The organism is Clostridium algidicarnis, assembly GCF_000703125.1.
GTDB classification, from domain to species: Bacteria; Bacillota; Clostridia; order Clostridiales; family Clostridiaceae; genus Clostridium_L; species Clostridium_L algidicarnis.
The window spans coordinates 322,923-337,500 of sequence record NZ_JNLN01000001.1 but is presented as its reverse complement, the minus strand read 5'-3'; the positions used below and the strand labels follow the sequence as shown (position 1 = coordinate 337,500).

Below are 14,578 nucleotides of genomic sequence, written 5' to 3'. Positions count from 1 at the left end.
AACCTGAAACCGTGTGCCTACAACCGGTCAAAGCACCTTATGTGTGTGATGACGTGCTTTTTGTAGAACGAGCCAACGAGTTACGATATGTAGCGAGGTTAAGTACTTAAGGTACGGAGCCGAAGGGAAACCGAGTCTTAATAGGGCAAATAGTTGCATGTCGTAGACCCGAAACCGGGTGACCTATCCATGGCCAGGTTGAAGCAGAAGTAAAATTCTGTGGAGGACCGAACCAAATTGGTGTTGAAAAACCATGGGATGAGCTGTGGATAGCGGAGAAATTCCAATCGAACCCGGAGATAGCTGGTTCTCCTCGAAATAGCTTTAGGGCTAGCGTCGGATATGAGTAGTGGAGGTAGAGCACTGAATGGGCTAGGGGCCGTATAGGTTACCAAACTCTATCAAACTCCGAATGCCACATACTATTAGTCCGGCAGTCAGACTGCGAGTGATAAGGCCCGTAGTCAAAAGGGAAACAGCCCAGACCATCAGCTAAGGTCCCAAAGTATAGATTAAGTGGAAAAGGATGTGGGATTTCAAAGACAACTAGGATGTTGGCTTAGAAGCAGCCACTCATTAAAAGAGTGCGTAATAGCTCACTAGTCGAGAGATCCCGCGCCGAAGATGTTCGGGGCTAAAATCTATCACCGAAGCTATGGGTGTACATTTATGTACGCGGTAGAGGAGCGTCCTGTACTGGCTGAAGTCGTACCGAAAGGAGCGGTGGACGGTACAGGAGTGAGAATGTTGGCATAAGTAGCGAGAACTAGGTGAGAATCCTAGTGGTCGAAAATCTAAGGTTTCCTGGGGAAGGTTCGTCCGCCCAGGGTTAGTCGGGACCTAAGCCGAGGCCGAAAGGCGTAGGCGATGGACAATCGGTTGATATTCCGATACCACTATGTAGCGTTATTACCAATGGGGTGACGCAGGAGGATAAGATGTGCTAGCTATTGGATGCTAGTCTAAGCACTTAGGGAGTCTGGATAGGAAAATCCGTTCAGACAATTCTGAGGTGTGATGGGGAAGGTCATTTTGACCGAAGTATCTGATTCCACGCTGCCAAGAAAAGCCTCTAGGGAGCAAAATAGTGCCCGTACCGCAAACCGACACAGGTAGATGAGGAGAGAATCCTAAGACCATCGGAAGAATTGCAGTTAAGGAACTCGGCAAATTGACCCCGTAACTTCGGGAGAAGGGGTGCCTACGCAAGTAGGCCGCAGAGAATAGGCCCAAGCAACTGTTTAGCAAAAACACAGGTCTCTGCTAAAGCGAAAGCTGAAGTATAGGGGCTGACGCCTGCCCGGTGCTGGAAGGTTAAGGGGAATGCTTAGCGTAAGCGAAGGTATGAACTTAAGCCCCAGTAAACGGCGGCCGTAACTATAACGGTCCTAAGGTAGCGAAATTCCTTGTCAGGTAAGTTCTGACCCGCACGAATGGCGTAATGACTTGGGCACTGTCTCAACTGCAAATCCGGCGAAATTGTAGTGCCAGTGAAGATGCTGGCTACCCGCGATTGGACGGAAAGACCCCGTAGAGCTTTACTGTAGCTTAGCATTGAATTTCGGTATTGTCTGTACAGGATAGGTGGGAGACTGAGAAACTGGGGCGTCAGCTTCAGTGGAGTCACCCTTGGGATACCACCCTGACAGTACTGAGGTTCTAACGGATACCCATGAAACTGGGTGCCGGACATTGTTAGGTGGGCAGTTTGACTGGGGCGGTCGCCTCCTAAAAAGTAACGGAGGCGCCCAAAGGTTCCCTCAGAACGGTCGGAAATCGTTCGAAGAGTGCAAAGGCAGAAGGGAGCCTGACTGCGACACCTACAAGTGGAGCAGGGACGAAAGTCGGGCTTAGTGATCCGGTGGTACCTCGTGGGAGGGCCATCGCTCAACGGATAAAAGCTACCTCGGGGATAACAGGCTGATCTCCCCCAAGAGTCCACATCGACGGGGAGGTTTGGCACCTCGATGTCGGCTCGTCGCATCCTGGGGCTGAAGTAGGTCCCAAGGGTTGGGCTGTTCGCCCATTAAAGCGGCACGCGAGCTGGGTTCAGAACGTCGTGAGACAGTTCGGTCCCTATCCGTCGCGGGCGTAGGAAATTTGAGAGGAGCTGTCCCTAGTACGAGAGGACCGGGATGGACTGACCTCTGGTGTACCAGTTGTCACGCCAGTGGCATTGCTGGGTAGCTATGTCGGGACGGGATAAACGCTGAAAGCATCTAAGCGTGAAGCCCACCTCAAGATTAGATTTCCCATAGCGTAAGCTAGTAAGACCCCTTGAAGAACACGAGGTTGATAGGTCAGAGGTGTAAGTGCAGTAATGTATTAAGCTGACTGATACTAATAGGTCGAGGGCTTGACCAAATATTTTAAACCATATGCAGTTTTGAAAGAACAGGTTCTTTCAGATAAATGAATACAAATCTTTAACAAGATTTGCATAAGCGACTATGATAAAATCAAAGATTAAGTGATAAGGAAACTCGCTCAGCGAAACTGAGGAGTATGATTCTGTAAGCTAAATCAAAGATTTAGACAGAAATCGCATCCGGTGATTATGGCTTAGTGGTAACACCCCTTCCCATTCCGAACAGGATGGTTAAGCACTAAAGCGCTGATGGTACTACAAGGGAGGCCTTGTGGGAGAGTAAGTCGTCGCCGGGTATATCCTTCGGGATTACAATAATTAATGTTCCGTGATAGCTCAACGGTGGAGCACTCGGCTGTTAACCGATAGGTTGGAGGTTCGAATCCTCTTCACGGAGCCAATTATATAATTAAATATAAGGCTTTAAGAACTTTTAATTATGATAGTTAAAGGTTCTTTATTTTTTTGCATAATTTTAAGAAAAAGGGATATTAAACCACAAAGATGTAAAAGTATAAAAGAATTTTTACTATTTTGTAATCTATAATCTATAATAAAAAGCTATCATTATACATAAAGACAAGCATCTACTAGTTATAAAATAATTCGACTTTATTTTATTGCATTTTGATGAAAGATTAGGAGTGGGAATATGTCAATTACAGATCACAGGAACCAAAAGCCTATTTTAAAAAAAAATAAAAAACTAAACAATAAAAATCTGGCTATTAGTATTTTAGTTTTATCAATATTAATAATTGGAATAATTGCAGGACAATTTATAATAAATAAATATGGTGAAAATGATTCAACTGTATCCGCATCAGAAGAAACAAAGTCACCGGATACTGGAAAACCATCTAAAAAGGGTAAAGAAAAGATAGAAGAAAAGGAGTTAGCATACAAAAATACTTCAATAAAAGGTCAAGACAAGATAGATTCTGCAACTATAGCAAAGGATGCTATAAATGGTAAGGCAATTAAAGATGGTAAAAAGGTAATTTATTTAACCTTTGATGATGGCCCTTCCACCACAGTTACACCTCAGATACTTAATATATTAAAAAGCGAAGATGTAAAGGCTACATTCTTTATATTAGGCAAAAGTTTATCTTCAGATGGTGTTACTATTAATGAAAAATCTGGAGAAGTTCTAAAACAAGAATATGATGATGGACATGCTATTGCTAATCATACTTATTCTCATGATTATAAATATCTTTATCCGAGTAAAAATATTAATATGACAAGGGTTTTAGAAGATATTGAAAAGAATAATGTTTTAATTAAAAAGGTTATTGGAGAGTCATTTGAAACTACAGTTGTAAGATTTCCAGGAGGACTTATGTCTTGGAAAGGGCAAGATGTAGCTATAGAAAAACTAAAAGAAAAAAATATAGTACCTGTGGATTGGAATGCATTAAATGGAGATGCAGAAAGTAAAAAGAGGAAACCTGAAGAATTAATTGAAAAGGCTATAAGTACAAGTAAAAATAAGGACAAGGTTGTAATGCTTATGCACGATACCTATGGAAAAGAAACTACAGCTGAAGCTTTAACAAAGATAATCCAACACTTTAAAAACGAAGGATATGAATTTAGGACTTTAAATTAGATATTTTAAATAATAATTAATAATAAGCAAATTACAATATTACTATAAATTACAATAGGTTACTATATATTAAGTATTTTCATAATGTTAAAGAAAAATTATGATATAATAAAAGAGAAGTTGAAATAGACTTCTCTTTTATTATATTACAGAGAGAGGTATTTATGGATAAAAAGGTATTGATTGTAGAAGATGAAAACAGTATAAGAGGTTTTCTCAAAATAAACTTTAGAAGAAATGATTTCACTGTTATCGAAGCAAGTTCTGGAGAAGAAGGTTTTAGAAAGGCAATGTTAGAAAATCCTCATATTGCAGTTTTAGATGTTATGCTGCCAGGCAAAGATGGATTTACATTGTGTAAGGAACTAAGAGATAGGTTTCCTGATATGGGTATAATTATGCTTACTGCTAGAAATCAGGATATGGATAGAATAATGGGTTTAGAACAAGGTGCTGATGATTATTTAAGTAAACCTTTTAATCCAATAGAATTGATGCTTAGAGTTAAGGCAATAATTAGAAGAATTGAAACTAAAGATGTATTTAAAGATAAAGAAGTTGTTGAAAGAAATGGTTTTAAACTAGACTTGTATTCACAAAAATTGTATAAAGGTACGAAAGAAATATATATTACACCTAAAGAATATTTATTATTTAAATTGTTTATAGAAAGTCCGGGAAAGGCCTTTACTAGAGATGAATTATTAAATATAATTTGGGGATATGATTATTTTGGAGATCCAAAAATAGTAGATGTTAATATAAGAAGATTAAGAACTAAGATAGAAGAAGATCCTTCAGAGCCTAAATATATACAAACTATTTGGGGAACAGGATATAGGTGGAATAATGAAAAAGATATTTAAAGTGGATCAAAGTATTAGAGTGAGACTGACATTAAAATTACTTGTAATAATATTGTTTACTATATCAATTTTAGAAGTGTCACTTATTACTTTTGTTCGCCAATATTTTTATAAAAATACTGAAGATATTATTACAAATCAAGTAATGGTATCAGCAGATCTTTATAACAGTTATTTTTCGAACTCTACTTTAGAAGAAAATATACTTGATAATGTAGATGTATTTTGGAAACAAACCAATGCACAAGTACAAATATTAAATACTGATGGCAAGCTTATAATGGATTCATTAGGTGCTACTTCAGAAGAATATATAAAATCCATAGATGTTAAAAAAGCTATTGATGGTGAAAAGGGAAAGTGGATTGGAAATGTAAATTATTATAATCATAAAGTAATGGCAGTCTCTTACCCACTAAAATCTTATGATGAAATTGTTGGAGTTATTAGATTTATATCATCTATGGAGGAGGTTGAAAACTCAATATATGCTATTTCATTTGTATTCGTAATGGTAGGTTCAGTGGTTCTTATCATATCAGGTATAGTAACTTGGTTTGCTGCTAAGAACATAATATACCCAGTAAAAGAACTTACTACAACTGCAGAGCAAATGGCAGAAGGAAATTATTATATAAGAAATACTAAGGTTAAAGATGATGAAATTGGTAAATTATCTGATACATTAAATTATATGGCAGAAGAAATATTAAAAAAGGATAAACTTAAGAATGAATTTATTTCATCCGTATCACATGAACTGAGAACCCCTCTTACATCAATAAAAGGATGGACTGTAACGCTAGGTTATGATTTGGAAGATAAAGAAGTTATAAAAGATGGCTTAAGCATAATTGAAAAAGAATGTGACAGACTTACTGAGATGGTGGAAGAGCTCTTAGACTTTTCTAAGTTTGTATCAGGAAAAGTTTCACTTCAAAAGGTAAGTATAGATATTATTGATATGATAAGTTATATTGATAGATATATGAGACCAAGGGCAGAAAGAGAGGGAGTAGATCTTGTGGTATCAGTAGAAGACAACATACCTAAAGTTCATTTAGATGTAAATAGAATGAAACAAGTCTTTATAAATTTATTAGATAATGCACTTAAATTCACACCAAGAGAAGGAAAAGTAATTATAGAGGCTTATGCTAAAGATAATGAGTTAAATGTTGTAATTAGCGATACTGGGAGTGGAATAAGTAAAAAAGACTTACCAAGGATAAAAGAAAAGTTTTATAAAGGAAAAAGCAGTAAATCACAAAATGGAATAGGTCTTTCTATTTGTGATGAAATAATAAAGCTTCATGAAGGTAAATTTATTATTGAAAGTGAAGAAGGGAATGGAACTGTAGTAAAAGTTATACTTCCACTAAAAGATAAAGTAGCTATAAGTATGTAAATTAAGTATCTAGTATCTTAATTAGTGGTACATTAGGAGGGGAAGATGCGAAAAATTTATATTATAATAATGTCCTTTTCATTAATAGTTATTCTATCGGGATGTAATCCTATTGAGTTTAAATCCACATCAAAAATAATATCACCTGAAAATAAGGATTTAATGATTAAAGGAAAGTGGTATATAGATGATTATAAAATTATGAGACAGGGAAAAGTTAAAAATCATAAGTTAAACAAATACTTAAATACTTATATTCAAATAGATAATAATTTTTTATATGTTGGTGGAGATGTATATGAAGATGTAAAATATAAGTATAGAAGAGTAAATACACATAATTACTTTTTCAATCATAGTGAAATTAATCCTAAAGGCTTAGGGATAGATAAAGATGAATTAGAGGTTATATCCGCAAGCTTAGAAGGTAAGGTTTTGTATGAATATATAAAATATGATGAAAATAAATTGATGTTTTTTTCTGATGGAATATGTTATTTTGCAAGCAAAAGAAGTAATTTAATAGATAAAGATGTTAGACAGTCATACTCAAATAATACTATGGGAGAAGAAACTCAAGATATTGATAAAAATAAAAGATCTGGAGTAATGATTGGTTTAAGAAGTCAGAGAAACCAGTCGGAAAACGGAGATATAAATGAAAGTGGTTATAGGACTTTATGGATTTCAAGTACAGATAAAAGTGACATCAAAATAAAAGAAAAACCTAATGTAATATTTCCTAGAATATCAGGATTTTGGGAGTTAGGTGTAAAAAAAGATTTAGTTAATGGATATGAAAATGAAACTGTTTATGTGAAGACGTATGGATACAAAGAAGATAAATATATTAGAGATTACTTTAAAGATGCTGATAACAATATTTATAGAAATGTAAATTTTATAAGTAATGATTATATTGCTTTAGAATCTATTAAAAATGATAAAAATAAGTCTATAGTATCAGATGAATATGTAGTTTTACCTTTAGATAATATTCAACAAGAAAAGGGCTTAAAGATAGTAGATATTGAAGGGGCTGAAGGAAAGGTTGTCCAAGAAAAGTCATTTAAATCAGCCATAGAATCTAATAAAGACTTAAAATCTAAATTAGAGACTAATTTAAATGAAGAAAGCTTTACTGTGGTTAGAAAAAATGGCCATTGGGCATTTAAAGGTAGAGCTAAACCAAAGTCTAATGATGAGAAATTGTTTTTAGACTATGATATAAAGATATTGCCATCTAAAAGGCTTATAGTTTATGATGAATTAAAAGTCCCGTGGAATAAAATAAAAGAAAGAATGCCAGAGGCTTTAGATGCGTATACTTCTCCAAATAGTGATATAGCAATACTTATTTCAAAGAATAGCCTATTTGTGTATTCTATTGAAAATGGTGAATTAGGTGAAAGGCCTTTAAAAAAGGTTAAATTAAATGAAGAAGAAAGTGTGATTATGGCAGAATGGGCATTAGACGAATTTGTTTATAAATGGGACAAGGTGTTTAGATAATCATATATACATAGTAATAAAATAAGGGAATTGAGAATATTCCTACAATAGTGTAAAATTAAAAGCAGATGTCTATAAGATATATCTGCTTTATTTCACATTAAAATTATTAGGGGGACTGATTAGGTGTTAGAAAAGAATATAATTAAGCAAGTTCTAGGGAAGGCTTTAAGTACAGGTGGAGATTTTGCTGAAATTTTTGTGGAAGATAGTATAAATAATAACATATCATTAGTAAATGGGAAGATAGACGGTGCTGTTGCAGGAAGAGACTTTGGAATAGGAATAAGGATATTTAAAGGGTTCAAAAGTGTTTATGCCTATACAAATGACAAAAGTGTTGAGGGGATGCTAGAAACAGCATATAAGGCATCTTGTGCCATAGGGGAATTAAAGGAAGAGGTAGCTATAAATATTATGGAAAGAATAAATACAAATATTCATCCAATACTTTATGTGCCTTCAACTATACAAAATGCAAATAAAATAGAAGTAATGAAAAGGACATACAAATCAGCCAAAGACTATAGCAAAGAAATAACGCAAGTTATAGTAAATTATTTAGACAAAGATCAAAAGGTTCTTATTGCAAATAGTGATGGTCTATTTACACAAGATAGAAGGATAAGAACGAGAATTCATATAAATTCTATTGCAAGTAATGGAATAGAAAATCAAGTAGGGTTTGAAGCACCGGGTAGATTTATGGGATTTGAAATGTTTGATAGTGTAGATGTAGAACATTTAGCAAAGGAAGCTAGTAAAAGTGCAGTTACAATGCTTCATGCAAAAAACTGTCCAGCGGGAAAGATGATGGTAGCTATTGAAAATGGTTTTGGTGGAGTTATATTTCATGAAGCTTGTGGCCATGCATTAGAAGCAACTTCTGTAGCCAAAGGAAATTCTGTATTTTGTGATAAGATGGGTAAGCAGATAGCATCCACTAAGGTAACAGCTATAGATGATGGTACAATGAAGAATTTATGGGGTTCATTAAATATAGATGATGAAGGCACCAAAACAAGAAGAAATGTATTAATAGAAGATGGAATATTAAAAAGTTATATGATAGATAAACTTAACGCTAGAAGAATGAATATGGAGGAGACAGGAAGTTCAAGAAGAGAATCTTATAGATACGCTCCAACTTCTAGAATGACTAATACCTATATTGACAATGGTAATGACGATAATGATGATATATTAGCTTCAATTGATGAAGGACTTTATGCTAAAAAGATGGGTGGAGGATCTGTAAACCCTATAACAGGAGAATTTAACTTTGCTGTAGCAGAAGGTTACTTAATTAAAAATGGTAAAATTCAAGAACCAGTAAGAGGAGCTAGTTTGATTGGTAAAGGATCAGAGATACTTATGAACATAGATATGGTAGGCAAAAACTTAGCACAGGGGCAAGGAATGTGTGGCTCTTCTAGTGGCAGTATACCTACAAATGTAGGACAACCTCTCATTAGAGTATCTAATATAACTGTAGGTGGAAGGTAAAAGGGGGGATAAGCTATGGATATAAAATTTATTAAAGAAATAATATTTGAAAGAGCAAAAGATGCTGGATTTTCTGAATTTGAAATATATTATAGTAAAGATGATAATCTTAGTATAGGAGTGTACAAAGGTGATATAGATAAATATAGTGTAAATACAACTATGGGTATAAGCTTTAGGGGTATATATAAGGGAAATATGGGATACTCTTATACTGAACTAATAGATGAAGAGGCTATAGATACATTGTTAGAAAGTGCAAAACAAAGTGCTGTTTCTATAGATAATAATGAAGAAGAAATTATATACGGAGAGAAACAAGATTATGTTAAGTTAAATTGTTACAATGAGGAATTAAGCAATATATCTACAAAACAAAAGATAGATTTTATAAAAGATTTGGAAAGTAAAACTTTAAACTTTCATGAAAAGGTTGAAACAATAGCAGGGTGCGAATTAGAATCTTCAACCATAGAATATGGGATAATGAATTCAAAGGGGATAGAATTAGATAATAAACAAAATTTTATATCAGCTTATGTAGTTCCAGTAATTAAGGAAAAGGACATAAAATATGATGGATTTAAATTTAAGATAACGCAAGATTTTAAAGAATTAGATATTAAGATGTTAGCAAAAGAATCTGTAGGAATGGCCTTAGATAGGGTAGGTGGAGAAACTGTAAATAGTGGTAATTATAAAATAGTCTTAAAAAATGATGTAATGGCTATGATGTTAAGTACATTTATAGGTGCATTTAGTGCAGAAAATGCTGAAAAGGGACTATCCTTATTAAAGGGAAAAGAAGGAAGAATCATAGCAAATCCTATAGTAAGTCTAGTAGATGATCCACATTTAGAAGGTAGCTTTGCATCCACACCATTTGATGCAGAGGCTGTAGCCACATATAAGAAATATATGATTAAAGATGGATATTTAAATACTCTTTTATATAACTTAAAATCAGCAACTAAAGAAGGAAAAAAGAGTACAGGAAATGCTTATAAATCTTCTTTTGCATCGTCCATTAGTATTGCTCCAACTAATTGCTATATAGAAAAAGGTAAGAGTACTTTTGAAGATGTACTAAATTATGTAGGAGAAGGTATATTAATAACGGATATTGAAGGAACACATGCTGGCGCTAATGCAATTACTGGAGACTTTTCATTAGCCGCTAAAGGGTTTTCTATAAAGCTTGGTAAAAGTGCAGAGCCTATAGAACAAATAACAGTAGCAGGAAACTTTTTTGAATTGCTTAAAGATATAGAATATATAGGTGAGGATTTAGAATTTACTATACCCATGGGAGCTAATTTTGGATCTCCATCAGTAGTTATAAAATCATTATCTGTAGCAGGAAAATAAAATTAAAATACTTTTTATTTTTAAAAAATTTTAGAACTTATTTTAAATTTAAGTATTACATTAAGAAGACACCTGAAGTTTAAATAAACTTCAGGTGTCTTCTTTAATCATCATAATTTTTTAATTATTATCATCTTTTTCAAAGTAATTGCTTTTTATTATCTTATCGGATATCTCTAGGGCTTTAATAGAATGCTCTTTCATGTCTACAGAGGTCCCTACAAAATCTTTATTTGTAAGAATAGAATAATCCTTTTCTGTTTTTAAAAGATTTCGTCCCATAACTGTAGAATTATAAGATATTTCATTTATACCCATAAGATAAGCTAGGGTAGGCATAAGATCTATTTGTCCACCTGTAACCTCTAATTTTTGCGGCTCTTCAAAGGATTTATCGTATATTATAAAAGGTATATGATTGTCCACATTAAGCCACTTAGGGTCTGGAGATTCTAATTTTTGAACTTGATCATTATAGTACTTATGAACACCGGTATGATCACCGGTTATAGCCACAACAGTATTATTTAATAGACCTTCAGCTTCTAGGTTTTGCAAAAACAATCCTATCTGTTTATCAGTATAATGTACACTTTCAAAATATCCACCAAGTACATTATTATCTAGATCTTCACTTAAATTTAATTCCTTATATTCTTTAGGTAAATCAAAGGGACCATGACTAGTTAATGTAACCATGAAACTATAAAAAGGTTGATTTTGATTTTTAAGAATAGGAACAATTTGCCTAAAATAAGAAGCATCACTAAGACCAAGTCCAATAACTTCATCTATTTCAAAGTCATGAGAATCTATGCATTTCTTAAAACCTACTCCTTTAAGACCTTCCATCCAATTCCAAAAGGCTCCCTTATCAGGGTGAATAGCTAAAGTTTCATAACCCATTTCTTCTAAAAGTAATGGTAAGGAATTATAAGTATTATTAGGATAATTAAAGAAAGTACTACCCTGCCTTAAGGGATAAATAGATGTATTTGTCATCAAATCAGAATCAGAGCTTGTACCCTCATTAACTTGTTCATTTATATTGGGAAAGTATATACTATTAGCTAATAATTTATTTAAATTTGGAGTTATTTCCTTATCCTCTACTTTTTCATTTATAACAAAGTTCTCTAAAGATTCTACTTGAATTAAAATTAAATTTTTATCCTTAAAAAGCCCTTGGTATTGGTTATCAGGAATGTCTTCAAATTTATCCTTATACCATTTATCAATTTCTGATTTTTCTTCAGTAGTAAGTTCTAAGGTCTTTGAATTTTGCCATACAGAATAAGCATTGAAGATATGATATCCTATAGGAGAAAAATATGTAGTAGTGTCAGTGGCATCATACATTGAAAAAAGGTAACTTCTATCATTATCTTTTTTTAGTATTTCTGTAGAAAAAGGTACATAAAAAATAAAACTAAGAGTAACGATAATTGTACCAAAGAAAAGGCCTAGGTGCCTTTTCCCACCTATATAAATATTTTTATGTTTTAAAGTCCATAAACTTAAAATTATTAAATCTAATACAAATAATAGATCATATTTGCTTAACATAGAAAAAACACTACCAGAAAGATTATCTAAATTAGCAGTCTGTTTTATTATAGTAAGTGATGGAACAGTATTAAAACCTCTAAAGTACCAAAGGTCTACTAATATAAATAATGTTAAAATACTGTTTATAGATATAAGATATTTTATATGACCTTTATTTTTAAATAAAAAGTAAAATGACATGAAAAGCATTATAAATGCCAAATAATAATTTAAAAAATAAATTGAAGATTTAAATCCTAAGGCTAAATTAAAACTGTAGGTGTTCTTATTATTAATAAACGATAGGAAAAGAATACACTTAAAAGTGATACTAAATAATGTAATGAAGAACAATATCCCTCTATGTACACTACCTTTGTTGTGCGATGTTGGCGTTTTATTTAACATATCAACCATCCTTTTTAATGAAGTTTTAATTATATTAATTTATTATTAACTGTCTAACTATATAATTATAAGACACAATTTAAATAAAGTGAAGGAAAAGGCGATACATTTAATAAATTAAATTAGAAAATATTAAATTAGCTATATAAATAAGCTTTATTATATTATCAAATAGGTTTGCTTAAAGGTATTTAAAAAAGCAATAAGCCAATTTGATTATTGATGTTATAATAAAGCTATGTTTTAAACTATTAAAATAAGAGGTGAATTAATGTGATACACACAATTGATTGTAAAGGTCTTAAATGTCCACAGCCTGTTATAAATACTAAAAAGTATTTTGATTCTATAAAGGAAGGCGAAGCTTTAATAATCGTAGATAACGAAGTTGCAAAAAATAATATATGTAAATTTGCACAAAGTAATGGATATAAATATAAGGCAGTAGATTCAGAAGGGTTATTTAATATAAACATAACTAAAGAAGATTGCCATTGTGAAATTATGAAGTTTGATAAAAAGTTAGTAATAGTTGTAGGTACGGATAAACTTGGAGAAGGAGAGGAAGTTCTAGGAGCAAATCTCATGAAAAGTTATATGTACGCTTTGTCTGAAAGTGATGATATGCCATCAGACATTATATTCTTAAACTCTGGAGTTAAACTTACTACAAAAGGTTCTAGTGTTATAGATAGTTTAGAGGAGTTAAAAAATAAGGGAGTAAATATCACTAGTTGTGGTACATGCCTTGATTTTTATAATCTAAAAGATGATTTGCTTATAGGAGATATTTCCAATATGTATACAATAGTAGAAACTATGAACAAGTCTGATAATACGATTAAATTATAAAATTATAGACTTTTATATTAAAAATTAGGATTAGGTGTTAAAAGCTTTTCAATATTATATTGAGAAGCTTTTTTAAAGTTCTTTTTATATACTATAACTTATATTACAATAGACCTAACATAATATTATATACTATAATAAAGATTCTAAACTTAACTTAAAGGGGAAAATCAATGAAACATTTATTCATAATAAATCCTAAAGCTGGTAAGGGAAAGGCTGTTACCTTTATTAAAGAAATAAAAGATTATTTTAAAGATGAAGAAGAGTATTTTATAGAAACAACTGAAAGGGAAGGCCATGCAACAAGTTTAGTAAGGGAGTATGTGGCTAGAAATGATTATAGAGTGTATTCCATTGGTGGCGATGGAACATTAAATGAGGTTTTAAATGGTATCATAGGTAGCAATAGTAGTCTTGCAGTTATTCCAGCTGGAACAGGAAATGATTTTATAAAAAGTATTATGGAAGGTGGGAATCATAAAGATATACTTAGAAGAACTATTGAAGGTGCCGAAGAATTTATGGATTTAGGAAAAATTAATAAAAAGTATTTTATTAATATAGCGTCCGTAGGATTTGATGCTGCTGTTACACAAAATGCAAGACATTTAAAGCAAAAGCCTTTTATAAGTGGAAAGTTAGCTTACCTTTTCAGTATATTTTTAACTATGTACAAATTTAAAGGAATAGATGTCGATATCCTTATAGATGGAGTTACTATAAAAAGAAGGATTCTTTTAATTGCTATAGCTAATGGAAAGTACTATGGTGGAGGAATGAAAGTTGCACCAGATGCAAAAGTTACTGATGGATTTTTAGATATATGTATTGTTAATAATATGAGCATGTGGCGGGTACTTAGATTATTTCCAAAGCTAATAATAGGTACACATGGAGAAATAGAAGAGGTAGAATTTTTGAAATGTGAAAGCATACTTATTAAAGGTAAAGAAAGTTTTCCTATTAATATGGATGGAGAGATATTAAATAACAATGAGATTCATATAGGCGTTGAAAAACAACATATAAGCATAGTAAAACCAAATAATTAAACAAGAAAGTTAATTTTAAAGAAATACTTCTTAAAAGAAGTATTTTTTTATACTAATAATAAGTATAAAAGT

At 32.4% G+C, this 14,578-nt stretch carries 9 protein-coding genes, 1 tRNA gene and 2 rRNA genes (1 of these 12 running past the window's edge); 11 read left to right on the top strand and 1 reads right to left on the bottom strand.

Annotated elements, in window-relative coordinates; genetic code table 11:
• The 9 genes from BV55_RS0101610 to BV55_RS0101570 all read left to right on the top strand — a co-directional run.
• Positions 1-2,364: ribosomal RNA gene (locus BV55_RS0101610) — 23S ribosomal RNA — on the top strand; it begins 540 nt to the left of the window's first position.
• Between the two features lie 183 nt (positions 2,365-2,547).
• Positions 2,548-2,664 (top strand): 5S ribosomal RNA (gene rrf / locus BV55_RS0101605).
• A 29-nt stretch (positions 2,665-2,693) separates the two neighbouring features.
• Positions 2,694-2,768, top strand: a tRNA-Asn gene (locus BV55_RS0101600).
• Between the two features lie 252 nt (positions 2,769-3,020).
• Positions 3,021-3,983: a polysaccharide deacetylase family protein gene (locus tag BV55_RS0101595; RefSeq protein WP_051652363.1), complete on the top strand. Its 963-nt coding sequence runs from the start codon at positions 3,021-3,023 to the stop codon at positions 3,981-3,983.
• Positions 3,984-4,147: 164 nt separating this feature from the next.
• Positions 4,148-4,849: a response regulator transcription factor gene (locus tag BV55_RS0101590; protein ID WP_029450980.1), complete on the top strand. Its 702-nt coding sequence runs from the start codon at positions 4,148-4,150 to the stop codon at positions 4,847-4,849.
• On the top strand, positions 4,833-6,257 hold the full coding sequence (locus BV55_RS0101585) for a sensor histidine kinase (RefSeq protein ID WP_029450979.1): 1,425 nt from the start codon (positions 4,833-4,835) through the stop codon (positions 6,255-6,257). The genes BV55_RS0101590 and BV55_RS0101585 overlap by 17 nt, the downstream gene beginning before the upstream one ends.
• 45 nt (positions 6,258-6,302) lie before the next feature.
• Entirely contained in the window at positions 6,303-7,769 is a 1,467-nt protein-coding gene (locus BV55_RS0101580) for a hypothetical protein (protein ID WP_029450977.1), read from the top strand.
• A gap of 126 nt (positions 7,770-7,895) precedes the next feature.
• On the top strand, positions 7,896-9,275 hold the full coding sequence (locus tag BV55_RS0101575; protein WP_029450975.1) for a TldD/PmbA family protein: 1,380 nt from the start codon (positions 7,896-7,898) through the stop codon (positions 9,273-9,275).
• 15 nt (positions 9,276-9,290) lie between these two features.
• Positions 9,291-10,643 (top strand): TldD/PmbA family protein, encoded by a 1,353-nt coding sequence (locus tag BV55_RS0101570; RefSeq protein ID WP_029450973.1) that lies wholly within the window; start codon positions 9,291-9,293, stop codon positions 10,641-10,643.
• 120 nt (positions 10,644-10,763) lie between these two features.
• Here BV55_RS0101570 and BV55_RS0101565 read toward each other — a convergent pair whose 3' ends face one another.
• Positions 10,764-12,608, bottom strand: coding sequence for an LTA synthase family protein (locus tag BV55_RS0101565; RefSeq protein ID WP_051652362.1), 1,845 nt, complete (start codon positions 12,606-12,608; stop codon positions 10,764-10,766).
• A gap of 264 nt (positions 12,609-12,872) precedes the next feature.
• On the opposite strand from BV55_RS0101565, the gene yedF reads away from it, so the two are divergent.
• Both yedF and BV55_RS0101555 read left to right on the top strand, forming a co-directional pair.
• Positions 12,873-13,451 (top strand): sulfurtransferase-like selenium metabolism protein YedF, encoded by a 579-nt coding sequence (yedF, locus tag BV55_RS0101560; RefSeq protein WP_029450971.1) that lies wholly within the window; start codon positions 12,873-12,875, stop codon positions 13,449-13,451.
• A gap of 173 nt (positions 13,452-13,624) precedes the next feature.
• Positions 13,625-14,506: a diacylglycerol/lipid kinase family protein gene (locus tag BV55_RS0101555; RefSeq protein WP_029450970.1), complete on the top strand. Its 882-nt coding sequence runs from the start codon at positions 13,625-13,627 to the stop codon at positions 14,504-14,506.
• The last annotated feature ends 72 nt before the right edge of the window (positions 14,507-14,578 follow it).